At 41.1% G+C, this 25,579-nt stretch carries 23 protein-coding genes and 1 tRNA gene; 17 read left to right on the forward strand and 7 right to left on the reverse strand.

What is annotated here, in order from left to right; translation table 11 throughout:
• Positions 1 to 126 precede the first annotated feature (126 nt).
• The 8 genes from rny (at position 127) to ACZ43M_RS10370 (ending at position 9,145) form a co-directional block, all read left to right on the forward strand.
• On the forward strand, positions 127 to 1,686 hold the full coding sequence (gene rny / locus ACZ43M_RS10335) for a ribonuclease Y (protein WP_464507317.1): 1,560 nt from the start codon (positions 127 to 129) through the stop codon (positions 1,684 to 1,686).
• Positions 1,687 to 1,770: 84 nt separating this feature from the next.
• Entirely contained in the window at positions 1,771 to 2,568 is a 798-nt protein-coding gene (locus ACZ43M_RS10340; protein WP_464507318.1) for a TIGR00282 family metallophosphoesterase, read from the forward strand.
• 179 nt (positions 2,569 to 2,747) lie between these two features.
• Entirely contained in the window at positions 2,748 to 3,008 is a 261-nt protein-coding gene (gene spoVS, locus ACZ43M_RS10345; protein ID WP_003211281.1) for a stage V sporulation protein SpoVS, read from the forward strand.
• A gap of 501 nt (positions 3,009 to 3,509) precedes the next feature.
• A complete protein-coding gene (locus tag ACZ43M_RS10350) occupies positions 3,510 to 5,246 on the forward strand; it encodes a 2-oxoacid:acceptor oxidoreductase subunit alpha (RefSeq protein WP_464507319.1) in 1,737 nt (578 codons plus the stop codon).
• Positions 5,247 to 6,113 carry a 2-oxoacid:ferredoxin oxidoreductase subunit beta gene (locus ACZ43M_RS10355; RefSeq protein WP_464507320.1) on the forward strand — a complete coding sequence of 289 codons (867 nt, stop codon included), beginning with the start codon at positions 5,247 to 5,249 and terminating at the stop codon, positions 6,111 to 6,113. It abuts the gene before it with no gap.
• 240 nt (positions 6,114 to 6,353) lie between these two features.
• Positions 6,354 to 7,898 (forward strand): tRNA (N6-isopentenyl adenosine(37)-C2)-methylthiotransferase MiaB, encoded by a 1,545-nt coding sequence (miaB, locus tag ACZ43M_RS10360; RefSeq protein ID WP_464507321.1) that lies wholly within the window; start codon positions 6,354 to 6,356, stop codon positions 7,896 to 7,898.
• 1 nt (position 7,899) lies between these two features.
• Positions 7,900 to 8,355: a YlbF/YmcA family competence regulator gene (locus ACZ43M_RS10365; protein ID WP_464507322.1), complete on the forward strand. Its 456-nt coding sequence runs from the start codon at positions 7,900 to 7,902 to the stop codon at positions 8,353 to 8,355.
• A gap of 244 nt (positions 8,356 to 8,599) precedes the next feature.
• Positions 8,600 to 9,145, forward strand: a complete 546-nt coding sequence (locus tag ACZ43M_RS10370; RefSeq protein ID WP_464507324.1) for an outer spore coat protein CotE — start codon at positions 8,600 to 8,602, stop codon at positions 9,143 to 9,145.
• Positions 9,146 to 9,513: 368 nt separating this feature from the next.
• On the opposite strand, the gene ACZ43M_RS10375 is transcribed toward ACZ43M_RS10370, so the two are convergent.
• Positions 9,514 to 10,950, reverse strand: a complete 1,437-nt coding sequence (locus ACZ43M_RS10375; RefSeq protein WP_464504863.1) for an IS6 family transposase — start codon at positions 10,948 to 10,950, stop codon at positions 9,514 to 9,516.
• Positions 10,951 to 11,114: 164 nt separating this feature from the next.
• Between ACZ43M_RS10375 and ACZ43M_RS10380 the strand changes: the two genes are divergently transcribed.
• The gene (locus ACZ43M_RS10380; RefSeq protein ID WP_464507325.1) at positions 11,115 to 12,167 is read left to right on the forward strand and encodes a VOC family protein; all 1,053 of its coding nucleotides are present in this window, start codon (positions 11,115 to 11,117) and stop codon (positions 12,165 to 12,167) included.
• Positions 12,168 to 12,220: 53 nt separating this feature from the next.
• Positions 12,221 to 12,421, forward strand: a complete 201-nt coding sequence (locus tag ACZ43M_RS10385) for a hypothetical protein (RefSeq protein ID WP_464507327.1) — start codon at positions 12,221 to 12,223, stop codon at positions 12,419 to 12,421.
• Between the two features lie 11 nt (positions 12,422 to 12,432).
• On the opposite strand, the gene ACZ43M_RS10390 is transcribed toward ACZ43M_RS10385, so the two are convergent.
• Positions 12,433 to 12,987 (reverse strand): GNAT family N-acetyltransferase, encoded by a 555-nt coding sequence (locus ACZ43M_RS10390; protein ID WP_464507328.1) that lies wholly within the window; start codon positions 12,985 to 12,987, stop codon positions 12,433 to 12,435.
• A 161-nt stretch (positions 12,988 to 13,148) separates the two neighbouring features.
• Here ACZ43M_RS10390 and ACZ43M_RS10395 point away from each other — a divergent pair, with 161 nt between their 5' ends.
• Together ACZ43M_RS10395 and ACZ43M_RS10400 are read left to right on the forward strand one after the other, a co-directional pair.
• Complete coding sequence (locus ACZ43M_RS10395; protein WP_464507329.1) at positions 13,149 to 13,616, forward strand: flavin reductase family protein; 468 nt, start codon at positions 13,149 to 13,151, stop codon at positions 13,614 to 13,616.
• 197 nt (positions 13,617 to 13,813) lie between these two features.
• Positions 13,814 to 14,599 carry an ABC transporter ATP-binding protein gene (locus ACZ43M_RS10400; RefSeq protein ID WP_464507330.1) on the forward strand — a complete coding sequence of 262 codons (786 nt, stop codon included), beginning with the start codon at positions 13,814 to 13,816 and terminating at the stop codon, positions 14,597 to 14,599.
• Between the two features lie 91 nt (positions 14,600 to 14,690).
• On the opposite strand, the gene hpaB is transcribed toward ACZ43M_RS10400, so the two are convergent.
• Positions 14,691 to 16,148, reverse strand: coding sequence for a 4-hydroxyphenylacetate 3-monooxygenase, oxygenase component (hpaB, locus tag ACZ43M_RS10405; RefSeq protein ID WP_464507331.1), 1,458 nt, complete (start codon positions 16,146 to 16,148; stop codon positions 14,691 to 14,693).
• A gap of 405 nt (positions 16,149 to 16,553) precedes the next feature.
• Between hpaB and qoxA the strand changes: the two genes are divergently transcribed.
• From qoxA to qoxD, 4 genes are all read left to right on the forward strand, one after another.
• Entirely contained in the window at positions 16,554 to 17,456 is a 903-nt protein-coding gene (gene qoxA, locus ACZ43M_RS10410) for a cytochrome aa3 quinol oxidase subunit II (RefSeq protein WP_464507332.1), read from the forward strand.
• A gap of 68 nt (positions 17,457 to 17,524) precedes the next feature.
• Positions 17,525 to 19,471 (forward strand): cytochrome aa3 quinol oxidase subunit I, encoded by a 1,947-nt coding sequence (gene qoxB, locus ACZ43M_RS10415; RefSeq protein ID WP_464507333.1) that lies wholly within the window; start codon positions 17,525 to 17,527, stop codon positions 19,469 to 19,471.
• Positions 19,471 to 20,067 (forward strand): cytochrome aa3 quinol oxidase subunit III, encoded by a 597-nt coding sequence (gene qoxC, locus ACZ43M_RS10420; RefSeq protein WP_464507334.1) that lies wholly within the window; start codon positions 19,471 to 19,473, stop codon positions 20,065 to 20,067. The genes qoxB and qoxC overlap by 1 nt, the downstream gene beginning before the upstream one ends.
• 1 nt (position 20,068) lies before the next feature.
• Positions 20,069 to 20,350: a cytochrome aa3 quinol oxidase subunit IV gene (gene qoxD / locus ACZ43M_RS10425; RefSeq protein ID WP_464507335.1), complete on the forward strand. Its 282-nt coding sequence runs from the start codon at positions 20,069 to 20,071 to the stop codon at positions 20,348 to 20,350.
• Between the two features lie 44 nt (positions 20,351 to 20,394).
• Here qoxD and ACZ43M_RS10430 read toward each other — a convergent pair whose 3' ends face one another.
• Together ACZ43M_RS10430 and fdhA are read right to left on the reverse strand one after the other, a co-directional pair.
• Complete coding sequence (locus ACZ43M_RS10430; protein ID WP_464507336.1) at positions 20,395 to 20,661, reverse strand: hypothetical protein; 267 nt, start codon at positions 20,659 to 20,661, stop codon at positions 20,395 to 20,397.
• A gap of 489 nt (positions 20,662 to 21,150) precedes the next feature.
• Positions 21,151 to 22,365, reverse strand: a complete 1,215-nt coding sequence (fdhA, locus tag ACZ43M_RS10435) for a formaldehyde dehydrogenase, glutathione-independent (RefSeq protein ID WP_464507337.1) — start codon at positions 22,363 to 22,365, stop codon at positions 21,151 to 21,153.
• Positions 22,366 to 22,598: 233 nt separating this feature from the next.
• On the opposite strand from fdhA, the gene ACZ43M_RS10440 reads away from it, so the two are divergent.
• Positions 22,599 to 24,365 (forward strand): sigma-54-dependent Fis family transcriptional regulator, encoded by a 1,767-nt coding sequence (locus ACZ43M_RS10440; RefSeq protein WP_464507338.1) that lies wholly within the window; start codon positions 22,599 to 22,601, stop codon positions 24,363 to 24,365.
• A 96-nt stretch (positions 24,366 to 24,461) separates the two neighbouring features.
• Here the strand turns inward: ACZ43M_RS10440 and ACZ43M_RS10445 are convergent.
• Positions 24,462 to 24,535, reverse strand: a tRNA-Arg gene (locus ACZ43M_RS10445).
• 200 nt (positions 24,536 to 24,735) lie between these two features.
• The gene (locus tag ACZ43M_RS10450; RefSeq protein WP_464507339.1) at positions 24,736 to 25,479 is read right to left on the reverse strand and encodes a YwaF family protein; all 744 of its coding nucleotides are present in this window, start codon (positions 25,477 to 25,479) and stop codon (positions 24,736 to 24,738) included.
• Positions 25,480 to 25,579: the final 100 nt, after the last annotated feature.

Genomic DNA, 25,579 nt, shown 5'->3' on the forward strand with positions numbered 1-25,579 from the left:
TATTTTACATTTTTGGAAATATTACATTGCGAAAAGCCTTGGTGCTTGCTGTATGTTGAGTCTAAACAATGTACATGCCGACACTTAAAAATGTAACAAAAGTTCATAGCAAGAGGAGGTGTAACGATGGACCTAATTACTATCATCTCCATTTTGCTTGGCCTTATCGTCGGTGCCGTTGTTGGCTATTTTATTCGTAAATCCATTGCTGAAGCAAAAATAGCAGGAGCTAAAAATGCAGCAGAGCAGATTCTTGAAGATGCGAAACGAGATGCTGATTCTCTTAAAAAAGAAGCCCTGTTAGAGGCAAAGGATGAAATTCACAAGCTTCGAACTGAAGCGGAGCGTGAGGTTCGTGAACGAAGAAATGAACTGCAAAAACAAGAAAACCGTTTACTGCAAAGAGAAGAGAATTTAGACCGGAAGGATGAATCGTTAAACAAGCGTGAAATTCTTTTAGAAAAGAAGGATGATTCTCTAAACCAAAGACAACAGCATATTGAAGAGATGGAAAGCAAAGTGGACGAGTTGGTACGTACACAACAAACAGAACTTGAACGAATTTCTGGCTTAACCCGTGAGGAAGCTAAATCCATCATCCTAGAACGTACAGAGCAAGAACTTGCTTTTGAAACCGCGATGATGATAAAGGAAACCGAAAATCGTGCCAAAGAAGAAGCTGATAAAAAAGCGAAGGAAATTCTTTCACTCGCCATTCAGCGTTGTGCTGCAGACCATGTAGCCGAGACAACTGTTTCGGTTGTAAACCTTCCAAACGACGAAATGAAGGGACGGATCATCGGACGCGAAGGACGTAATATTCGCACCCTTGAAACGTTAACGGGTATTGACTTGATTATTGACGATACTCCGGAAGCTGTTATTCTATCAGGCTTTGATCCTATTCGTCGGGAAACAGCACGCTTGGCCCTTGAAAAGCTTGTTCAAGATGGACGGATCCATCCTGCACGAATTGAGGAAATGGTTGAGAAATCTCGCCGTGAAGTGGATGAATACATTCGCGAAGTTGGGGAGCAGACGACATTTGAAGTTGGAGTACATGGACTTCATCCAGATTTGATTAAAATTCTGGGCCGCTTGAAGTTCCGTACAAGCTACGGACAAAATGTGCTGAAACACTCCATGGAAGTTGCACAGTTATCAGGTTTGCTTGCTGCCGAGCTTGGTCAGGACGAAACGTTAGCAAGACGTGCTGGACTGCTGCATGATATTGGAAAAGCGATTGACCATGAAGTGGAGGGAAGCCACGTTGAGATTGGGGTTGAACTTGCAACTAAGTACAAGGAACATCCTGTCGTCATCAACAGTATTGCTTCACACCATGGTGATACAGCACCAACATCAACCATTGCCGTTTTAGTTGCTGCTGCTGACGCTCTCTCTGCTGCAAGGCCGGGAGCACGGAGCGAAACACTTGAAAACTATATCCGCCGCCTAGAAAAGTTAGAAGAGATATCGGAATCCTATGAGGGTGTCGAGAAATCATTTGCGATTCAGGCTGGACGTGAAGTACGAATAATTGTAAGACCGGATGCCATTGATGATCTAGCCGCTCACCGACTAGCTCGCGATATCCGCAAGCGTATCGAGGAAGAGCTTGATTATCCTGGACATATTAAAGTAACAGTCATCCGTGAAACACGGGCTGTTGAATACGCGAAATAAAGCGGTGCGAATGCACCGCTTTATTTTTGTCATTATCATAAATATGATAAACTTTAAGGAATTAAACAGTGAAAGGGAAAAAACATGAACTTACTTTTTATTGGCGACGTTGTCGGTTCGCCTGGCAGAGATATGGTGAAAGAATATTTGCCAAAGTTAAAAGAAAAATATCGGCCGCATCTGACGATTATTAACGGTGAAAATGCTGCAGGTGGAAAAGGGATCACCGAAAATATTTATCGGCAATTTTTAGAGCAGGGTGCGCAAGCCGTCACTCTTGGGAATCATGCTTGGGATAACCGAGAAATCTTTGAATTTATTGATAAAGCAAAATATCTGGTTCGACCCGCCAATTTTCCAAGTGGTACTCCCGGTCAAGGGATTATTTTTCTGAAATTAAATAGCTTCGAAGTAGCAATTATCAATCTTCAGGGCAGGACTTTCATGAATCCAATTGATTGTCCATTTCAAAAGGCAGATGAATTAATAGTGCAAGCCCGAAAAAGAACTCCGTTTATCTTTGTAGATTTTCATGCTGAAGTGACCAGTGAAAAGCAGGCGCTGGGCTGGTATTTGGACGGCAAGGTGTCGGCGGTAGTCGGGACCCACACACATGTCCAAACCGCAGATCAGCGAATCCTCCCGGGCGGAACGGCTTATTTAACAGACGTCGGGATGACCGGGCCATATGATGGCATACTGGGTGTGGAAAGGGAGGCAGTGCTCAAAAGATTCCTGACAAGCCTGCCAGTTCGTTTTGAAGTGCCGAAGGATGGCAGGGCACAATTAAGCGCTGTATACATTGAATTAGATTCGAAAACAGGTCTGGCGAAAAAAATCACCCCTATCTTAATAAACGACGATCATCCGTTTTATTCCTAGAGCAAAGTCCCAAACTTTGCTCTTTTTATATGGATTTCGGCGGCTCCAATCCGTTATTTTTTGTCCAAGCCGGAATATGTCAATTTGAAACTGAATATAGTAGCAGTGGAATGTTATATACCTGATTTGTTCATGAAACTGCTCATGCGGAATCGGGATTTTACAAGGGGGAGCTAGGAATGGAAATATTAAAAGTTTCAGCAAAATCTAATCCTAATTCTGTAGCTGGTGCACTAGCCGGAGTTCTGCGTGAAAGAGGTGCAGCGGAAATACAGGCAATTGGCGCGGGTGCATTAAATCAAGCCGTAAAGGCAGTAGCAATCGCACGAGGATTTGTGGCGCCTAGCGGAGTTGATTTAATTTGTATCCCTGCGTTTACCGATATTTTGATTGACGGGGAGGAACGCACAGCTATCAAGTTAATTGTGGAACCACGGTAACGAGCATTCCATTTTTCAAGCCGTGGATAAATGAAAAATCTCCAACTCATTATGCCTGGTTGTTTTATACAAGCAGGTATTTTTGTGTGGATTTTGAGTGCTGCAATCATTTTCGGTATGTCAACTCAAAAAATATTATTCTAATATATATCAAAAAACATTTTAATATGAATCTTTAGGTTCTAAAAAGGAGGGTAATTAGGAAAAAACGGGTAAAATCTATGGATTTTTCCGCATTTTTAGTGATTTAAAGCAGAAAAATCGAACTAAACTAAAATAATAAAAAAATATTCATATTTTAGACAATTTTTCGTGTCAAAGGGTTGCATTTTTTGGTGCATAGGTCTAGAATTGAAAGCGTTTAGTACATATCCATGACTCTAGTTTATTAGCTTAAAAGCATGAAGATAGGGCGAATCTCTAGTGAATTACTTGGAAAAGTGCTACACTTATATATGGTTCAAGTTAATTATCTTTTACATATCCAAAGGGGTGTAAGACATGATCAAGCAACTTTCGTGGAAAGTTGGCGGACAACAAGGGGAAGGCATTGAAAGTACTGGGGAAATCTTTGCGATCGCACTGAATCGCTTAGGATATTACTTGTATGGTTATCGTCACTTTTCATCACGTATCAAAGGCGGTCATACAAACAACAAAATCAGAGTCAGCACGACGGAAGTACGTTCGATTTCTGATGATCTCGATATTTTAGTTGCCTTTGACCAAGAAACAATTGACGTAAACTACAAAGAGCTTCATAGCAAAGGAATTATCCTAGCTGATGCTAAATTTAATCCAACGAAACCAGAAGATACAGAAGCATCGATGTATGCGGTGCCATTCACAGAAATTGCCACTGAACTGGGTACTTCTTTAATGAAAAACATGGTGGCAATTGGTGCTACTGCTGCAGTATTAGATTTGGATATCCACGTTTTTGAAGAAGTGGTAAGAGAAATTTTCGGTAAAAAAGGTGACCAAGTAGTTGCCAAGAATATGGACGCAATCAAAACAGGCTTCGACAACATGAAGGCGAACTTGGAATCAGACGTTCCTACCATGCAGCTTGAAAAAGCGGATGGCAAAAAGCGGATGTTTATGATTGGTAACGATGCCATCGCATTAGGTGCGATTGCCGGCGGCTGCCGCTTTATGGCTGCTTACCCTATCACCCCAGCTTCTGAAATAATGGAATATTTAATTAAGAAGCTTCCAGCACTTGGCGGCACTGTTATTCAAACAGAGGATGAAATCGCTGCTGCGACAATGGCAATCGGTGCGAACTATGCTGGTGTACGTACCATTACTGCATCCGCAGGTCCTGGTCTTTCTTTAAAAATGGAAGCAATCGGCCTTTCCGGCATGACAGAAGTTCCACTTGTGATTGTTGATACCCAGCGTGGAGGCCCTTCGACTGGTTTGCCAACAAAGCAAGAGCAATCCGACTTAATGGCCATGATTTACGGTACACACGGTGAAATTCCAAAAATCGTTTTGGCGCCAAGTACTGTAGAAGAAGCATTCTATGATACTGCTGAAGCATTTAACCTTGCAGAAGAATACCAAGTTCCAGTTATTGTATTATCTGACCTGCAATTATCTCTAGGAAAACAAACGGTTGAACCGTTAAACTTTGAAAATGTAGAAATCAGACGCGGTAAACTGTTATCAGGAGATCTTCCTGAGCTTGACGGCAAGAGCTATTTCAAACGTTATGAAGTAACGGAAGACGGCGTTTCACCACGCGTTATTCCTGGCATGAAGAATGGTATTCACCATGTAACTGGTGTTGAGCACGCTGAGACTGGTAAGCCATCTGAATCTGCTGAAAACCGTAAAGCACAAATGGATAAGCGTTTTAGAAAAATGGAAAATATCCGATTCAACACACCGGTATACAAGAATGCGAAGCACGAAGAGGCGGATGTCTTATTTGTTGGCTTTAACTCGACTCGCGGTGTAATCGAAGAAGCAATGGGAAGACTTGAAAAGGACGGGCTGAAAGTAAACCATGCTCATATCCGTTTAATTCACCCATTCCCAACGGATGAAGTCCTTCCACTTGTTCAAGCAGCTAAGAAGGTAGTTGTTGTGGAAAACAACGCAACTGGACAATTGGCTAATATCTTGAAAATGAACGTTGGACATGCCAATAAGATTGTTAATCATATAAAATATGACGGTAATCCGTTTTTACCTCATGAAGTATATTCAAAAGCTAAGGAGTTGTTCTAAATGGCCACTTTTAAAGACTTTCGAAATGATGTGAAACCGAACTGGTGCCCTGGCTGTGGTGACTTCTCTGTACAAGCGGCAATTCAACGTGCTGCTGCTAATGTAGGCTTAGAGCCTGAAAATCTTGCTGTTATTTCTGGTATTGGTTGTTCAGGCCGTATCTCTGGATATATTAATTCATATGGTTTCCATGGAATTCATGGTCGTTCACTTCCAATCGCTCAAGGTGTTAAAATGGCAAACCGCGATTTAACGGTTATTGCTTCCGGTGGTGATGGCGACGGCTTTGCAATCGGTATGGGTCATACAGTTCACGCGATTCGTCGTAACATTAACATTACTTATATCGTTATGGATAACCAAATTTACGGTTTAACAAAAGGCCAAACTTCTCCACGTTCTGCTGCTGGTTTTAAAACAAAATCAACACCTGCCGGATCAATTGAGCAGGCCATTTCTCCAATGGAGTTGGCTTTAACTGCAGGAGCAACATTTGTTGCCCAGAGTTTCTCTACTGATCTAAAGGACCTTACTGCTTTAATTGAAGCAGGTATTAAACATGAGGGCTTCTCGTTAATCAACGTTTTCAGCCCATGTGTAACTTATAATAAGGTCAACACATATGACTGGTTCAAAGAAAACCTTACTAAGTTAAGCGATGTTGAGGGCTATGACCCACATAACCGTGAGCAAGCTATGCAGACATTAATGCAGCATAAAGGCTTAGTTACAGGTCTCATTTATCAAAACACTGAGCAAAAGTCCTATCAAGAGTTGGTTCACGGCTATTCTGAAGCTCCATTAACACAAGCGGATCTTAACCTTGACCAAAATTACTTTGATAAATTAGTAGCTGAATTCATGTAATGCGAAAAGCGGAAGCGCCTAGGCGCTGCTGCTAGACATATATGAAAAACCCGAGGCCTTCCCGCCTCGGGTTTTTTGTGGCTTCCGCTGTAGGTAGCCGCCTAGATTTTCTATTGTTTTCAGTAACGCAAACCTTTATACTATAATAATGTGCGGCTTATGAACAAAAACTGCACAGGAAAAAAGTGGCAAAACGTAATCTAATAGAAGTCAGATCCAAAGAAAGGGGTTACCGAACACATGAATGAAAAGCAACGATTAGAAGGTCAGCAAGTAGCGACTGTTAATTCTTCGGACAAAAAATCCGCCAAGGATTACAGCAAATACTTTGAACGAGTTATAACAGCACCTTCACTGAAAGATGCTAAAAAGCGCGGTAAAGAAGAAGTAAAGTATCATAGCGATTTTGCCATCCCGGAAGAATTTCGCGGAATGGGTCAAGGCCGCAAGTTTTATATCCGTACTTACGGCTGTCAAATGAACGAACATGATACGGAAGTAATGTCAGGGATCTTTTTAGCATTAGGCTATGAACCAACCGACAGCACGGAAGATGCCAATGTGATTCTCCTCAATACATGTGCGATTCGTGAAAATGCCGAGAATAAAGTATTCGGGGAACTTGGCCATCTCAAAGCATTAAAGATGGAAAAGCCTGATTTGCTGCTTGGTGTATGCGGATGTATGTCTCAGGAAGAGTCTGTTGTGAACAAAATTCTAAAAACCTATCAGCATGTCGATATGATTTTTGGAACTCATAATATCCACCGTTTACCAAACATCCTTCAAGAAGCCTATATGTCCAAGGAAATGGTTGTCGAGGTATGGTCTAAGGAAGGTGACGTTATCGAGAATCTTCCAAAAGAACGCCGCGGCAATATCAAAGCTTGGGTAAATATCATGTACGGCTGTGACAAATTCTGTACGTACTGCATCGTGCCATTCACCCGCGGAAAAGAACGCAGCCGCCGTCCTGAAGAAATCATCCAGGAGGTCCGCCATCTGGCGTCACAAGGATATCAGGAAATTACCTTGCTTGGTCAAAACGTCAATGCCTACGGTAAAGACTTTGAAGATATCAAATATGGTTTGGGCGATTTAATGGAGGAAATCCGTAAAATCGATATTCCGCGGGTTCGTTTTACCACAAGCCACCCTCGTGACTTTGATGATCGTTTAATAGAAGTATTGGCCAAGGGCGGCAATTTGATGAATCATATTCATCTGCCTGTTCAATCTGGTTCAACTGATGTATTAAAGATTATGGCTCGTAAGTATTCAAGAGAACAATATTTGGAGCTTGTGAGAAAAATTAAAGCCGCGATTCCTGATGTAGCATTATCGACGGATATTATCGTTGGTTACCCAAATGAGACAGACGAACAATTTGAAGAAACGATGTCGCTCTACCGAGAAGTAGGGTTTGAAATAGCGTATACGTTTATTTATTCTCCGCGCGAAGGTACTCCAGCAGCCAAAATGGAGGATAATGTTCCGATGGAAGTGAAGAAGGAGCGCCTGCAGCGTTTAAACAGCCTTGTTAATGAACTCTCGGCTGAAGCGATGAAAAAATACGTGGGTCAAACTGTTGAAGTTCTTGTAGATGGGGAAAGCAAAAACAACTCAGATGTTTTGGCTGGGTATACAACCAAGAACAAACTCGTAAACTTTGTCGGTCCAAAATCGGCGATTGGAAAGATTGTAAAAGTAAAAATTAAAGAAGCAAGAACATGGTCATTAAACGGAGAAATGGTGGAAGAACTTGAACCAGCAGAGGTGAATTAAAGTGGCGAAATATACAAAAGACGATATCGTCGCTCGAGCAAAAGATTTGGCAAGTATGATTGCAGAGACAGAGGAAGTAGATTTTTTCAAGCGAGCAGAGGCAGCGATCCATGGCAACCAAAAGGTGAGCATGCTGATTTCTGATATTAAGGGACTGCAGAAGCAAGCAGTCAATTTGCAGCATTATGGCAAGCCAGAAGCTTTAAAAAAGGTTGAAGAAAAGATTGCTGCAATTGAACAAGAACTGGATGATATTCCGGTAGTGAAAGAATTTAAGCAATCACAAGTTGATGTAAATGAATTGCTTCAATTAATTGCTTCAACAATTTCCAATACCGTTACTGATGAAATTATTGTTTCAACGGGTGGAGATGTATTGCGCGGGGAAACTGGTGCCGGCATGGAAAATGGCGGCGGAGAATGCGCGGGACATGACGATTGTGATCACGATCATTAATGATTAAGTCAGGCCTAATCGGGCCTGGCTTTTTTCTTTATAACCTTGATTTATGCCCTTTAAATGAACATTCCTCCTCGACTGTTCTTCTTTTGAAAAATATCCTTCCAAGGCACACACCTATTAATCCCGCATAAGATAAAGCATGAGTTAAAGATTTTCCAGTAATCACAGATTATATATCACACTAGTCTAGACATTCGCATAGGATGAAATGAAACTGAATGAGGAGGGTTCGCGCGAAATGGGAGAATACAGAGAGATATTTGCGAAGGCCGTAGTAGCGAAAGGACGTAAATTTACCCAGTCCAATCATACGATTAGCCCGGCACATAGTCCATCAAGCGTTCTCGGCTGTTGGGTTATCAACCATAAATATAATGCGAAAAAAGTTGGTAAAACAGTTGAGATACACGGCTCTTATGACATCAATACTTGGTACTCCTTTAACGATAACACCAGAACTGAAGTAGTTACAGAACGGGTTCAATATACTGATGTCATTAAGTTAAAATACCGTGACCATGATTGCATGGATGACCACGAAATTGTGGCCAAAGTTCTGCAGCAGCCAAATACCTGTGAAGCCGTAATTTCCCCGAATGGCAATAGAATCATTGTTCATGTGGAAAGGGAATTCCTGGTCGAGGTAATCGGTGAAACGAAAATTTGCGTCCGGGTAAATCCTGAAGGATGCAAAGAGGATGATGATGAATGGTGCATGGACGTCGATGATGAGGAATTCGAGGAACTGAATCCGGATTTCTTGGTCGGCGGAGAAGAAGAATAATTCAAACTAGGAGGTTTTTGCTTCCTAGTTTTTTCTTTTTTTCATAAAATGGATGGGGGTAACATCAGACTAAAGACTGACAAAACAACAGAAATTCATAGCTATAATAAAAGCGGTAGTGTCAAAAGTTCTATGAAAACTCCTTAAGGGGTTAGGCTCCTTTCCACATATTGGGTGCGTCGGCCCCGCAACCGCTCTTGACAAACACGCCAATGGTTTGAGATTCCTTTATCAAGGGCGACGGGGACAAAAAGAAGGCATGCCAAATAGCCCTTGGTATTTCCATTTTAAACCATTGGCAAGTTCGGTTTGTCAAGAGTTCGCTTCGCCGGTTGCTAGTGGGTTCAAGGGCTCTGCTAAACAAAAAGTTAGACTGTTTGTTCAATGATCCAATCTTGAGCTAAACCTATTAATTTAGTCCAGCGTGCAGGCATATTCGGTCGCAGTAAGAGCTCTGGATTAACCACTGGCACATTACCTTCTAACGCTGAGTGAGACCGTAAAAAGTTAAAGTAAGCCACAAAAAGCGTCACAAACGAAACAGACCCATGTTCGGACCCAAACCCGTGTGTTGAGCGATAATTGCCCTTAAATGTGCGATTGAGTCTTTCAATCACTTGTTTGAGAGGCCTATACTCCTTTGATACAGGATCTTCATTGGTAAGCCCAATGACCTGAGTAATGTCAAAGTGAATATCATGCTGGGCGTAAAAGTGTTGGGCTAAGAGATATATCGGATTGCCGTCCACCACAAATGTAAGATCTTCCGGAATCTCTTTAAATTTCATTAGGACATCATCAATGGCACGGATTGCTGTCGCTGTATCTCGATTTGCTGACACTGGATAAGACAGAATGATCTTTTTTACCGCATCAAAGAAGAAGAACAAGTAATGCCAACGACCTTGAACCCTAATATAGGTTTCGTCCCCACAGAACTGATCAGAAAGCTCGTAGGGATAGTGGTCTACGTAAGGTTTAAGGATTAATGCAACTGCGTTCTCGTAATTTAAAATGCTTTGATGCGATATAGAAACACCATGGATATCTTTCATGAGTGCAGCTGTCTTCCGGGCCGAAAGGCCATAGTTAACGTGATAGGTTAAAATAAGCCCCAATGTATGTGGCGACACATAAAGCCTGGCCAAGTCAACCTTTGGTTTCTTAGGAGAAGCCTTTGACAATGGCTGAAAATCAATGTGGAACTGCCGGAAGATATATCTTAATTTAAAGGCTTGTGGATCCTTTTTAAACTGTTTCTTCTCTTTCGCAGACATGCCATTCAGTTTCTGCTGGTAGTAGGAACAGTCATTATTTTTACACTTGTACACGTCAAAGTCTTTTCGCTCTTTGACTTTCTCAAGGGTCCTAGAACAATGAGGACACTTCAAAATAGCCTCCTTCGAATATCGATTTTTATCATTGAAAAGACAGGCACACACCTTACATTGAAACTGTCCTTTGCCTCCATTATTGGCATAAAGATAATCCGCTGGAGCACCACACTGCGGACATTTCATTGACTTGGGCACACATGCCTTTGTATTCGAACGCCTTTGAACAGGTTTTAGTTGTTTACCGTTCTTCTCCAGGTATTCGGTTAGGAGGCTTCGGTAATCAAGTTTCTGAATGGTTTCGATGATCGGAAGATCATCCACCTGGAGTTTACGATAAGGTTTATTTACAGGTTTTTCCTCAGGCTTTTCAAACATCCCCTTCCCAATAAGAAGGGTAAGTAATGTTCGAATTATTTGTTCTTGGTACTTAATAAAAGTTAATAAATAGGTTATAATTTGAGGGTACAAATTGTCACTTCCTATCTAGGTTGTTGAGAGTGTGGTAACCTCAATTATCCTTAGATTTAAGGGGGTGGCAATTTTTTTGCTTATAAAGCCCTCTATAATAGGATTCTATAGCCTATTTCTTATAAAAGTTTTTACAATACGATAAAAGCAAAGGGGGAGTGAACATGAAAATTTACCAGATAAATGTGAGATGTTTTGATATTTTACAAATGAAAAGGTTTTATACAGAAACGTTAGAGATGCCCATCATTAGTGAGTCAGAATCCTACTTTAGTGTCATGGCAGGCACATCGAAATTAGTGTTTGAACAAGATACGAAAACACCATATTATCATCTTTGCTTTCGGACCTGTTCCCATTTCTTTGACCATATGTATCAAAAGCTTATGAAAAAAAATCTCTTATTGCCGGATGAGCAAGGGGAATTCAGCCTGTTTTGGCAGGGAAAACAGGCGTATTTCACAGATCCTGATGGAAATATCCTTGAACTTTTGGAACGTCCTTTTTATTGGGAGGGCGACGCACCGGATTTTGGTTGGTACGATATCGGCGAAATCGGTATGCCGGTAAAAGAAATTAGTGATATGCAAAATAAATTGGGGCCATATATTCAGGACCAACAAAAAAGCACAAATGAAACATTTGCTTTTTATGGGGATCAAGAAGGAGTTTTTGTCCTTGTAAAGGAGGGACGAAACTGGTATCCGACTGAACGCAGAGCCACGATTCACCCAATCAAGGCAATCGTATCGGGTGTGGAGGAGGGCCATTTTGTTCATCAGGATTTACCCTATGAAATAATAATGCGAAAGGAGTGGAATGCTGGTGTCCCGGCAGTGCAATTAAGGATTGCAAGGCCGACCAATCAACTGGAGAAGATTGTTGACTTTTATCAAAATGGTCTTGGGCTTAAGAAAATAGGCGGATTTTGCGGCCATGACGGATATGATGGGGTGATGTTTGGTGCCCCCGGTAACAGCTATCATTTGGAGTTCACTCAATCCCAAGATAGGATGGAACTGCCAAAGCCGACGAAGGAACACTTGCTTGTTTTTTATATCCCCAATACATTTGAGCTTCGTCAGATCGTAGATAAACTGGCAGTAATGGGATACTATGAGGTCGCGCCGGAAAATCCGTATTGGGGCCGAGGCGGGGTTACGATTGAGGACCCTGATGGCTGGAGAATTGTCTTAATGAATACGGCAGGTATCTAAAGTGCATGTTTACAAGGTAAAATCAGCATCCTATTTTTAGGAGGTGTAATCATATGGAGCCAAAAAAGCCTGGTAATAAGGAGATGCCAGATTTTGATAAATTAAATGATCGAATGATTGCTGAAAGTCCTTCAGGGGCAATGCTGGTCATCAAAACGAATCTTGATCCAAAAGATGTTACAGAGAATAACCCATACTATGATAACTCAGAGATAAACGACCCGAAGGAATTCAAGGATTATTTCGAAGAGTAAAGAAAGCCAGGCTAATACACCTGGCTTTTTTCCCATTCCGTTTTTAATAAGGACAATAAATAGGTATCGTGAATCTCACCATTTTGCTGGATATAGCCCCTGAGCAGTCCCTCTTTGGTAAAGCCAAATTTCTCAAGAAGCTTTAATGATGGCTCGTTTCCCGGAAAAACAACTGCTCCAATCCGAAATAAATCCAACTTCTCATAGCTAAAGCGCAAAACTTCTTCCAATGCCTCGGAGACATACCCATTCCTCCAAAAGCCGGGATGAAGTTCATAACCGATCTCCGCCCGTTTATTTTTAAGCTGCAATCCATTTAAACCAAGCGTTCCAATGATCTTTTGATTTTCCTTCAGCTTAATTCCCCAACGAATTCCTCGTCTTTCCAGATAGTTTTTCTGAAACATATCAATTAATTTTACTGCCTCCGCCGGCAGGGTAAAGCGTTCGGAACCGTAAAACCTGGTTACTTCTTCTGATGAAAAAACCTCAAACAGGCTGTCCACGTGATGCTGGGTAATTTCTATTAATTTTAGTCTTTTTGTTTCTAATACAGGAAATGTCACGGTTTCACCTCTTCCAAAAGACATTCTTTATTTAGTTTATAAGGAGTTTCACAAAAAATAAAGATAAAATTCGACTTAAGCTTTTTGAACTTTTATTTGTTATGCTAGACTAGAAAGAAACATAGTCATTAATGAATGATTTATACAGGAGGGGTACGAAATTGGATGATCGATTATTTCGAAATGCGATGGGGAAGTTTGCCACAGGTGTAACTGTGGTGGCAACAGAGGTTGACGGGAACGTACATGGAATGACGGCAAATGCCTTCATGTCAGTATCGCTCGATCCGAAACTTGTTGTTGTTTCAATTGCTGAAAAAGCACAAATGCTTGAAAAGATAAAGGAGAGCCAATCGTTCTCCATCAATATTCTTTCTGCAGATCAACAGGAAGAGTCGATGATTTTCGCTAAACAGATAAAAGAACACCGAGAAATAGTGTTCGATCGTCTCAGTGGGATACCTGTTTTGCCAGGAGCATTGGTACAGGTTGCCTGTGAGGTATCAGCGGAGCATGTTGAGGGAGACCATACTTTGTTTATTGGCAAGGTTAAAGAAATTAACATAGACGAATCGAATTCCGAACCACTCATTTATTTTAGCGGGAAATATCGTGCATTAGCAGAATAGAGAGAGGAATACAAACACCAGCTTTTCACCAGTGAAGGCTGGTTTTTTTATCGCTATTCGAATTTGTCGAAAGAAAATGGAACGTATTTTTTGTATAGTATGTAAACTTACCGGGTTTATTAAGTTAAAATGTTTTTATTTTCTAAAAACTTTGATACTATTTTATTTATTAGAATAGTTGGTAGAGGAGAATAAAAATGATCTTACAACTAGGGGATGTTTCATTCGTAAGAGATGGAAAGTGGATATTAAAAGAGGTGAATTGGCAAATAAACAAAGGGGAGCACTGGGTGCTATTTGGATTAAACGGTTCGGGAAAAACAGCCATTTTAAATCTATTAAATGCATACTATTTCCCAACAAAAGGAAGGATCAACGTCCTGGGAATGGAGTTCGGTAAAACCTATCTTGGGGAAAAGCTGCGGAAGCAGATTGGCTTTGTTTCATCATCTCTCCAGGAAAAATTTCATCGAGGTGATAATGCCTTTGAAGTGGTGTTAAGCGGGGCTTTTGCTTCGATTGGACTCTATGAGACACCTACTGATCAAATCAGAGAAAAAGCGGTTACTCTCTTGGAGGATTTTGGTTGTCTTGAGTACGCCAACCGAAACTATGAAACGTTATCCCAAGGGGAAAAACAGCGGGTGTTAATTGCCCGTGCGTTAATGTCCGCGCCTTCTCTACTCATTTTAGATGAACCGACAAACGGACTTGATTTTATCGCACGTGAAAATTTGCTCGAATCAATTACGACGATTGGAAAGAAATCTGAGGCCCCAACCATCATTTACGTTACCCATCACGTGGAAGAGATATTGCCTATATTCAATAAAACCTTGTTATTAAAAAATGGTCAGGTCTTTGCAGCAGGTGAAACAAATCAAATGTTATCCGGAGAACAGCTTTCACAATTCTTTGGTCTTCCCGTTAGTGTTATTTGGGAGAATGGGAGACCTTTTCTATCAAAATTACAAATGCAGTAACAAAGGGCACGCCGGAAATTGCGTGCTTTCTTTTTTGGGGACGAATCAATAGGTAAGCGCCTTAACCTATTAATATCTTTAGAAAAAGCGATCAATTTTGATCGCTTTTTTTGGATAGAGATAAAAAGTCAGTAATACGGTCTCGATACTCATCCGTTGGGTAGCTATTGTATAAAAGGCTGGCCAGTCTGACAGGGTCTCCAAAGAAATAGCGCTCGTATTGAGTCTGCCTGGTACCGAACGGGCTCATCGTTAAATCCCAGGCCAATCGAAATAGCTTAACACGGTCTTCAGCATTTGTATGGGTCCCTTGCAAATATTGATTTAGGTCCTGTTTAATCGGGGAATCAAAATCACATTCCTTCGGCAATGTTACCATCCCGCTCGCACCGATTAACTGAATGATCTCGACGAAGCGCGGATAAATTTTTGGAAACAGGTTGCTGGCTGTCTTTAGTGGGACAATACTTGGCCGCATATATCCCCACTCATCCAATTCTCCATCTATCTCTGATTTTGCTAACAGAGCTTTCATCGATTCAAGTCCAATAATGATTTCCGCTAGTTTTTCTTGAATGTGCTGGTAACCACAAACATTAATGGTTTTTGCAAGCATGTCTGTAAGGCCGAGCAAAAATTCTGTTTTGACAATTTGTCTCGTAATCACTTGATGTGTGGCATGATGATGGAACGAACTAAGCTGAAGGAAATCTCTTGCAGCATCAAGATTATCATAGAAAAAGACCCGCTCCCATGGTACAAGCACATGATCAAAGACGATAATAGTATCCATTTCCTCAAAGCGTGAACTTAGTGGATAATCAAAGGACGACTCCCCACCTACAAAAGACTCGCGGCAAATAAATTTCAGACCTTTTGTATCAGAAGGAATGGAAAACGCAAATGCTTCATCCTCATCCATTATTCCACCCGCGGAATATACCAGGACCTCGTCCGTCACTCCGCCTTGTGTGGCCAGCAAACGCGCCCCTTTAATAATCAGGCCATCTTCCGTTCTTTCTACCACCTTTGCCGCTATCGGTTCCTGTGAACTAGTTAGATTAATTAAGGACCGATTGACTTGCGGGGTAATAAAAGTGTGGGTGAAACAAAGGTCGTTGTTTTTTGCCCGTTCATATAAAGCTTGAATGTTTTCCGGAAAACAATTTTCTCTGCCTTCCAATACGGACGAGGAAGAAGCCAAAGCCATAATAACACTGTTCATATAATCAGGACTTCTGCACAACATCCCATTCGTATGCCTTGCCCAAATTTCACTTCCTGTTCTCCGTCTTTTTAAATCATTCACCGTTTTTGGCTGCAGATATGAAACACCAATTGGTTCCCCAGTTAGTTCTGAAGAATAGGTCATATGATCTTTTAACTCAGGTCTGAACTGTAAATCGTAAAGGGAAGCCTTTGTGGCAATAAGCCCTTTGAATGCAGGATGCTTGGATAATTCACCTTCAATCCTTTTCCCATTAAACCATATTTCCGTATTCAATTGATGGATCCGCTCCACAAATTCCCTTCCATTGCTTGCACCCAAAAAAACCACTCCAAATTGAATGTCTCTTAGTAATCTCATTTTATTGGAAAAGTCAGTAACCTGTTCGTGGTTCGATAGATTTTGGGTACCATAGCCAAACACAATTTGAACATTATCGCGAAGAGGTGATTGATCTTATTACCCCTCCGGTTTCTGTTATTATTCTTGGAAAGTATTACCGCTATGATTTTATCGTTAAAAATAATTCCCCGTCAAAAATGCAAAAGAAAAGCACCCTTTTTTACAAAATGTCGAACCTTTTATGAACATTTAGTGACATATCTTTGAAAAGGGTGTTATTTAAAGTAGTTTGATATTAATATAGCAATGAAGATGTGATTTAAATCACAAACAAAAAAATTTCTAACAAAAGGAACTTTTTTAAATAAAGAAAGGGGTACTAGCATGAAGGTAAAACCGGCAATATTAATGCTAATTTTCTCTATTGTCACCGTGCTTACAGGTTGCGAACCGCTAATGGTTCTGGATCCAAAAGGGCCGCAGGCTGAAAGGCAAGCCCGTGACATTATGTTATCAATTGGCATAATGTCATTTATTGTAGTCGTTGTTTTTGCGATTTTAATTTATGTATTGATTAAATACCGCGCTTCAAAACAAAGTCCGGATTATGAACCGCCACACATTGAAGGAAATAAATGGGTTGAACTTATTTGTGTCGGAATTCCGGTTATCATTGTCACTTACTTTTCGTTTGTCTCTGTGCAAAGTAACTACATTGTCGAAGCCAAACCACAGAAGTATCAGGATAAAGAAGCATTAGTGATCTACGCCTCCTCATCCAACTGGAAATGGCATTTTAGTTATCCGGAGCAAGATATTGAAACGGTCAATTATTTATACATTCCAACCGATCGTCCAGTAGAATTTAAGCTATATTCTTATGGACCAATAACTAGCTTTTGGATTCCTCAGCTGGGCGGACAAAAGTATGCCATGTCCAATATGGTAACCACACTGCACTTAGCTGCGGATCAACCAGGCGAAATGATGGGTCGTAACGCAAACTTCAGTGGGAAAGGGACTGCAGAAAATACGTTTAACGTAACCGCTATGTCTCAAGATGATTTTGACGAATGGGTAAAAGATGTTAGAAAAACGGCAAAGCCATTAACGGAAGCCCAATTTAATGATTTACTGAAACCTGGACATCTTGGACAGATGACCTTTACCGGTACCCATTTAGGCTTTAATCCTCCTCCGGAACACAATCACTCCGAATCTCCGGAACAGGAAGAAGGCCATGATGATTCACACATGGATATGGACATGGATATGTCTGGCCATTAATCGCTTTGTAATAAAACGATAAACACATGAACGGAAAAATAGTAATCTCTGAAAGGAGTTTATCAAGGATGGAATTCTTCGAACGATTTGCCATACCGAATCCAAGTCTTGCAATCTATGCTTCGATGGTTGCAATTGGTCTGACGGTAGTGGCAATTATTGCAGGCTTGACCTATTTTAAAAAATGGGGCTACCTATGGCGTGAATGGTTAACAACTGTTGACCATAAACGAATTGGGATTATGTATTTAATCTCTGCCTTAATTATGTTATTCCGGGGCGGTGTGGACGCCATCATGCTGCGTGCCCAGCTGTCTGTACCAGATAATAAATTGCTTGATGCCCAGCATTACAATGAAGTGTTCTCCACACACGGGGTTATCATGGTCATGTTCATGGCAATGCCTTTTATCTTTGCCTTTATGAACTATCTTATCCCACTGCAAATTGGTGCTCGAGATGTAGCATTCCCAAGATTAAATGCATTAAGCTTCTGGCTATTCTTCTTTGGGGCAATGCTGTTTAATATCTCATTTGTTATCGGCGGATCACCTGATGCAGGCTGGACTTCTTATTTCCCGCTTGCAGGGAATGATTTCAGTGAACATGTCGGAACGAACTATTATATGATTGCGATTCAAATTTCCGGTATCGGCTCGCTTATGACCGGTATTAACATGATTACAACGATTATGAAAATGAGAGCACCAGGTATGACTTTAATGAAAATGCCGATGTTTACCTGGTCTGTACTAGTAACGAACCTAATTGTTGTTACAGTTTTCCCTGTCATTACTGTAGCACTTGCGATGGGTACGATGGACAGATTATTTGGAACCCACTTCTTTGCCACTACAAACGGCGGTATGGATATGCTGTGGGCCAACCTGTTCTGGGTTTGGGGACACCCTGAGGTATATATCCTCATCTTGCCTGCATTTGGTATTTACAGTGAAATTATTTCAACATTTTCTGGACGCAACTTATATGGATATAAATCAATGGTTGCATCCATGGTTATTATTTCAGGGCTTTCCTGTATGGTTTGGGCGCACCATTTCTTTACTATGGGGCAGGGAGCACTGTCAAACAGCTTCTTCTCCATTACAACGATGATGATTGCTGTTCCAACAGGGGTCAAGATTTTTAACTGGTTATTCACGTTATGGAAAGGGAAGATCCGGTTTACGGTACCAATGCTTTACTCACTTGGTTTCATTCCGCTATTTGTTATTGGCGGGGTAACCGGGGTTATGCTTGCGATGTCAGCCGCTGATTACCAGTACCATAATACAATGTTCTTAGTAGCTCACTTCCATAATACGATTATTCCTGGTGTTGTTTTTGCGATGCTGGCCGGTCTTACGTATTATTGGCCAAAAATGTTTGGCTTTATGCTAAATGAAAAAATCGGTAAATGGTCATTCTGGACCCTTTCCATCGGCTTTTGCTTAGCGTTCTTCCCAATGTACATTACAGGTTTGGATGGGCAGGCGCGCCGTATGTACACTTATTCCGAAGCAACTGGTTATGGACCATTAAATATGGTTTCGTTTGTAGGCGCAGGCGTTATGGCGCTCAGCTTTGCCCTAATTGTCTACAACGTGTATTACAGTGTCCGTTATTCACCAAGAAATATTGGTGCCGATCCATGGGATGCCCGCTCACTTGAATGGGCAACACATACACCTGTACCAGAATACAACTTTGCTGTTGAGCCGCAAGTGGCTTCTAGTCAAGCATTCTGGGATGCTAAGAAAAAAGGTCACGAGTTGTTCCCGGGTAAAGTGGAAAAAATCCACATGCCAAATAACAGCGGAGCACCATTCATTATGGGCGCGATATTCTTTGTCTTTGGATTCTCAATGGTATTCTCTCTTTGGATTCCGGCTATTCTGTCTTTACTTGGAATATTTGCATTTATGGCTTACCGCTCATTTGAAAACGACCATGGACGTTATATTTCTGTCGAAGAAATTAAAGAAACTGAAACAAAATTGCGAGGTGTTAACTAATGAAAGTGGATCACTCGCTGCCATTAGAATATGGTACAAAACAGAACGGACTAAATATTTTTGGCTTTTGGGTGTTCATTGCAGCTGAAATTATGCTGTTTGCGACACTGTTTACATCTTACTTTACATTAGAGAATAGAACCGGCAGCGGTCCTAGCGGAGCAGAAATTTTTGAAATTACTCCCGTGCTGATTGAAACGCTTGTTTTATTGACTAGTAGCTTCACAATTGGTCTTGGCGTTCATGCCATGCGTATAGGACGCAAAAAAGCAATGATGACCTTCTTTGTGATTACACTTCTTCTTGGTCTAGTGTTCTTAGGCTTTGAAATTGATGAATTTCTCACCTATATCCATGATGGCGCAACATTGCAGACAAGTGCGTTTACTGCCATGCTAATGACGACATTAGGAACACACGGATTGCACGTTACCTTCGGATTATTCTGGGGAACAGCCATCCTCTTGCAGGTGAAAAAACGTGGCTTAACACCGGAAACAGCGAATAAATCCTTTATCTTCTCACTTTATTGGCACTTCCTGGATGTCGTCTGGATCTTTATCTTCAGCTTCATCTATTTGAAAGGAATGATGTAAGATGAGCGAATTATTTCCGCGAAAACAAATAATGGGCTTTGTCTTCTCCTTAGTCCTGACGGCGGCTGCTCTGACGGTTTATTATCTTAACTTGTCATTTGCACAAGGTTTGACAGTCCTAATTATTACAGCATTTGTTCAAGCACTGTTGCAGCTGGTGGTGTTCATGCACGCTGGTGAAACGAATGATAAATGGATCATTTATAGTAAAGTTTATTTTATGATTGCCATGGCCTTAATCACCGTGTTCGGCACATTGCTTATATTCCTTTGGGATATGTAAGTTTAATAATGAAAAAAGGGAGCGTCTCAAGTGAGATGCTCTCTTTATCTTTTTACCAAATATAGACCATTCCTCGGTTTAATAGAGACAATTTCATTTCCCTTTTCCGTGTTTTCCACCATTTCCTCGGTAGCGATAAAAAACATGCCCATCAGAAAGAACATGACAGCCCCGATTATGGTGCCAAGCCCAATTCCGATGACAGGAATTAAACCGCTTACAACACCTGCAAAAAAGATCATTATTCCCACTAGTAAAGTAATGCTGCCTGCCCATCTTGTTGCGTGTAAAATCTTCATCCGTGAATTCATGATAATGACCCCCCATATTCCCCTTGTTTATATTATTAACCCTGTTCACAAAGTTGTCAAAACTTTTTCACAAAGTTGTCATAAATTATTTCGATTTAGTCTTGAAGATATGTTATATGAGGCTGTGACCTTTCTCTACTTGGAGAAAAAATAGAATATAGATAAATATTAAAGAGGGTAAAGAGGCCATTATTTATTCAGGGGGGTTGAAAGCATTAAAAATGCATTGCAATTAATTTGGTTATCTGGGAATTCTGGTGTTCTGAAATAGGTTAATCAAAAGAGTAACAGCACCTTCTAATTATTGTAGAGAGGTGCTGTTTTATTATGTTATGTGAATGCCTAACACCAGCTTCTTGGGAAGTAACAGCTCCTGAAAGCTAGGAGACCCTTGATTAACAGTGCGGTCCCAATAAATTCAGCAGCACTGCGCCATAAGGTAGGGGGAGGGTCCAAAGTATGACCCCCTTTCAAAAATGAAAGATCATACTATTTTACTAGTCCATGCGGGTCGATCACAAATTTACGGGCAACACCGCGGTCAAAGTCTTCATAGGCACGCGAAGCTTCCTCTAATGAAATCACAGTGGCGTTAACGGCTTTGGCAATTTGGGCTTTGCCGCTGAGAATCGCATTCATCAGGTCACGATGGTACTTCATAACCGGAGTCTGACCTGTTACAAATGTATGCGCTTTCGCCCATCCGAGTCCAATTCGGATCTTTAATGAACCAATTTTGGCATCGTCATCAATGGCACCTGGGTCACCTGTGACATAGAGACCAGGAATTCCTAAACGACCGCCGGCACGGGTTACCTGCATAATGGAATTAAGAACAGTAGCCGGTGCTTCTCCGCGGTCACGACCATGACCATGAGCCTCGAAGCCCACACAGTCAATGGCGCAGTCAACCTCAGGCACTCCAACAATCTGTTCAATTAATTCACCAAGATTATCATGCTTGCTTAAATTAACCGTTTCACAGCCGAAGCTTTTAGCCTGCTGTAGTCTCTCCTCATTAAGATCCCCGACAATAACCGTAGCAGCACCAAGTAACTGGGCAGAGTGGGCAGCAGCAAGTCCAACCGGGCCTGCACCAGCAACGTAAACAGTTGAGCCAGTTCTGACGCCTGCACTTACCGCACCATGATAGCCAGTTGGGAAAATATCAGAAAGCATGGTCAAATCACGAATTTTTTCCATCGCTTGGTCTTTATCTGGAAACTTAAGCAATTGGAAATCTGCATAAGGAACCATTACATATTCGGATTGGCCACCGACCCAGCCACCCATGTCAACATACCCATAAGCGGAACCAGGACGGTCGGGATTCACGTTTTCACATATATGCGTATGTTGCTCCTTACAGCTGCGGCAGCGTCCACAGGCGATATTGAATGGAACAGAGACAAGGTCGCCCTTTTTAATAAATTCTACATCGCGGCCGACTTCGATGACTTCACCGGTAATTTCATGACCTAAAACTAGTCCTGATGGAGCAGTGGTCCGGCCGCGAACCATGTGCTGGTCGCTTCCGCAAATATTGGTCGTCACAACTTTCAGAATGACACCATGTTCACATTTCCGGCCGACGTTCAATTTATTAACTCCAGGGCCATCCCTAAGAATGAGATCCGGATAATCAATATCTCGAACCGCCACCTTTCCCGGTTCAACATATACAACCCCACGATTTCCTGCCATTGAAACATTCCCCCTTAAATAATTAGTGGTTCATCCACTTATAATGCAAAAATCGTGCCAAAATTGAACCGTACATAATTAGGGATTCTCCCATAAATCTACTTTTTTCGATGTATCACAATAAAACATTAGTTGTATCATTTTGAGACAAACTTATATAATTGAAATTTAAAAATTCTGATTTATGGTATAATTTTGATAAGTTAAAATCTGTAAAGGAGAGGTGAAATTCGTTGGGGTTTCTTAATCAGACTAACGATGCGGCAATGATTATGGAATCTTGGAAGCGCTGTCAATCCATCGGTTTAAATCCTTTTGACCAGGTAGAGGATCCGGTTATTGAGGCTAAACGATTAGACTATTGTCTCAAGAATAACAGCGATTTCCTTCAGCAGGCTGTCCCTATTCTAGAGGATCTTTTTCAAAAAATGAAACAGATGCGTCAAGTTACTGTCTTAGTTGACAGAAGTGGAATTGTCATTCATGCCATTGGTGATCCGGAACTTCTACATATAACAAAAAATATTCACCTTAGGCTTGGCGCAAATTGGAATGAAAGATCAATGGGGACGAATGCCATTAGTGTTTCCCTTATTGAAAAGAAGCCGGTACAGGTGCAGGGAAATCAGCACTTTTTTGCGGCAACTCATTTTTTGGCATGTTCCGCTAGTCCCATCTACAGTCCTACAGGAGAATTGGCAGGAGTCATTAATATTAGCACTCGATTAGAGGACCATCATCCTGTGAACCTGTCTATTGCTTGTATGGTCGCCGAGTCAATTCAAAATAAACTGGTGTTGGAACAAAATCAAACGGAAAAACATATTCTCCTGAAAGAAATGGATTTCCTGACAAACAGTATCCCGTTTCCTTTATTGTCATTGGATCGGGATGACCGGATTATCCGTGCTAATGAAGCCGCCCGAAAGCTCCTTGGAAATAAGTGTATCGGGCAACCGCTATCAAAAAGAGGTTATTTCAAGGTCGAGGAATTGTATGATAATCATAATCGCTTTTGGGGCTCTGTTGCAGTAAATAAGGCTCAAACTCAAAATACAGATAAGGTGAGGGGCTATACATTCAACGATGTTGCGGGCAGCTGCCGAAAAATTATTGAAACAAAGGCATTAGCAAAAAAAGCATCTTATTCCAATTTGCCAATTCTGTTGATAGGCGAGAGTGGGACAGGGAAGGAGTTAATTGCCCAATCCATTCATACTTATGGTCCTTTGAGGGATGGGCCATTCATAGCAGTGAATTGCAGTGCCATTCCGGAAAATCTGATTGAAAGTGAATGGTTTGGCTATGTACCCGGATCCTTTACAGGTGCGAATCGAAATGGAAGTATCGGAAAATTTGAGGCTGCCAATAAAGGCACTATTTTTTTAGATGAAATTGGTGATATGTCTTTACGGGCCCAGGCGGCACTATTAAGGGTACTTCAGGAAAAGGTCATTACACCGGTCGGAAGCACAAAGAGCAAACCGATTGACGTAAGAGTCATTTCGGCAACTCATCGAAATTTATATGAAGATATCCAAGCGGGAAGGTTCCGTGCCGATTTATATTACAGATTGAGGGGAATTCAAATCAATCTTCCTGCCCTCAGGGAGCGTCGCGATCTAGCTTATTTGGTGGAGGTATTACTAAACAAGCTGGAATATCCCGTGAAGAAAATCTCCAAATGTGCACAAGAAAAGCTGGCAGGCCACACCTGGCCAGGTAATATTCGCGAGCTAAGCAATGTTTTAATGCAGGCAACATTTTTGGCAGATGGTGACCAAATTGACGCAAAGCATATTATTTTTGAAAAGGGTCTAACAACACACTTTGTGGAGCCAAATCATCAAAGTATCTCCTTGGAAGATACCGAAATCGTAACTATTAAAAGATGTTTACAAGAGACAGACTGGAACATTAGCAAGGCAGCGAAACTATTAAAAATTGGAAGAAGTACCTTATATCGAAAAATAAATGAATATAGTATTCAGCCATTTTAGGTGCCAAGGAACACGAAAAGGTGCCGGGCTCTGTGAAAAGACGGCACCTTGGCAAATATGTAAAAAATCCCTTGTGAGACAAGGGATTTTTTATTACGTCCCAGAGAGGATTCGAACCTCCGACCTACAGTTTAGGAAACTGTTGCTCTATCCTGCTGAGCTACTAGGACAAATATAAAAAATAATACTTTGTTTCCAACTTTCAGACGGAAACTGTCGTCCTGACCTCAGAAAGCTTATGCAAGAAGCGGCTCGGTCAGTACGCTGAGGCTGATTCTGCGAAGCGTATTCGATCGTGCTCTATCCTACTGAGCTACTAGGACATTATTAATTGGAACGTTTATTATTATAAGCAGATATTCGAAAAAGGTCAATAATAACTTCTTGTTATTGATTTAGGAAACCTTTTTATCTCGTTTTTCTCCCGAAAAATTAACCAGACAAGCAAACTTAGTGATATGACCAAACCCTCCATCGATAGAATGTAAAAAGGATAAGGCCCCAAAACATCCAATAAACTTGGCGATTTTGGTTTATGGCTTAAGAACATATAGTTACCATCCACCAATTTATTAATGAACATAATGATTGGCATCATGACATTTAAGAAAACAAAAAGCTTTACCACGGACCAAATTGTCGGGCGGTATCCTTTTACCCATGTAAAATACAAGACGGTCCAGATCATCATCAAATGAGTATAAAAGAAATGAAAATACCGGAAGTGGGGGAAGTCAAAGTTCAACAACGGTGTAAAGATGGCCTGTGATGCTCCCAATAACGCGGTAAATAATAATATTTCATAAATGATCTTTTTCCCTGTCAGCAACAAGAAAACAGTCAGGAACAAGCTGATACTGCACAATTCCAACGGGATGGCATGACTTACCTTCCAATTACCGTTTACCATCATCCAAATATGATAGGTTAATTCAAAAATGATGAGTGAAATGGCTGCCGCAATTTCGATTTTTCTACAGTTACCCTGTTTCAATTGTTCCTTTTTCAAAAATACCCCAACAGAAATGACAAATAGAAGAGCAATAATCACAAAATGGCTGACTGAAAACATTTCAAAATCGTATTCCTTATAGCTGCCGCCGAACCATGCCACCCGTCATCACCCCTCACTGCCTGTTCAATTTCAAACTTACTATTATTATGCTGCTTTTGTCACCACTGTAAAAGAACCTATCGTTTTGCAAATTTTTACA

It is taken from the genome of Neobacillus sp. B24 (assembly GCF_055381825.1).

What these genes read in the sequence shown, in the direction of transcription:
- ACZ43M_RS10340 (WP_464507318.1), top strand. Translation starts at nt 1,771, where the DNA reads ATGAACTTACTTTTTATTGGCGACGTTGTCGGTTCGCCTGGCAGAGAT.
- qoxB (WP_464507333.1), top strand. Translation starts at nt 17,525, where the DNA reads ATGGAATTCTTCGAACGATTTGCCATACCGAATCCAAGTCTTGCAATC.
- qoxD (WP_464507335.1), top strand. Translation starts at nt 20,069, where the DNA reads ATGAGCGAATTATTTCCGCGAAAACAAATAATGGGCTTTGTCTTCTCC.
- ACZ43M_RS10350 (WP_464507319.1), top strand. Translation starts at nt 3,510, where the DNA reads ATGATCAAGCAACTTTCGTGGAAAGTTGGCGGACAACAAGGGGAAGGC.
- ACZ43M_RS10430 (WP_464507336.1), bottom strand. Translation starts at nt 20,661, where the DNA reads ATGAATTCACGGATGAAGATTTTACACGCAACAAGATGGGCAGGCAGC.
- ACZ43M_RS10380 (WP_464507325.1), top strand. Translation starts at nt 11,115, where the DNA reads ATGAAAATTTACCAGATAAATGTGAGATGTTTTGATATTTTACAAATG.
- qoxA (WP_464507332.1), top strand. Translation starts at nt 16,554, where the DNA reads ATGAAGGTAAAACCGGCAATATTAATGCTAATTTTCTCTATTGTCACC.
- miaB (WP_464507321.1), top strand. Translation starts at nt 6,354, where the DNA reads ATGAATGAAAAGCAACGATTAGAAGGTCAGCAAGTAGCGACTGTTAAT.
- spoVS (WP_003211281.1), top strand. Translation starts at nt 2,748, where the DNA reads ATGGAAATATTAAAAGTTTCAGCAAAATCTAATCCTAATTCTGTAGCT.
- ACZ43M_RS10355 (WP_464507320.1), top strand. Translation starts at nt 5,247, where the DNA reads ATGGCCACTTTTAAAGACTTTCGAAATGATGTGAAACCGAACTGGTGC.
- fdhA (WP_464507337.1), bottom strand. Translation starts at nt 22,365, where the DNA reads ATGGCAGGAAATCGTGGGGTTGTATATGTTGAACCGGGAAAGGTGGCG.
- ACZ43M_RS10370 (WP_464507324.1), top strand. Translation starts at nt 8,600, where the DNA reads ATGGGAGAATACAGAGAGATATTTGCGAAGGCCGTAGTAGCGAAAGGA.
- qoxC (WP_464507334.1), top strand. Translation starts at nt 19,471, where the DNA reads ATGAAAGTGGATCACTCGCTGCCATTAGAATATGGTACAAAACAGAAC.
- ACZ43M_RS10385 (WP_464507327.1), top strand. Translation starts at nt 12,221, where the DNA reads ATGGAGCCAAAAAAGCCTGGTAATAAGGAGATGCCAGATTTTGATAAA.
- rny (WP_464507317.1), top strand. Translation starts at nt 127, where the DNA reads ATGGACCTAATTACTATCATCTCCATTTTGCTTGGCCTTATCGTCGGT.
- ACZ43M_RS10400 (WP_464507330.1), top strand. Translation starts at nt 13,814, where the DNA reads ATGATCTTACAACTAGGGGATGTTTCATTCGTAAGAGATGGAAAGTGG.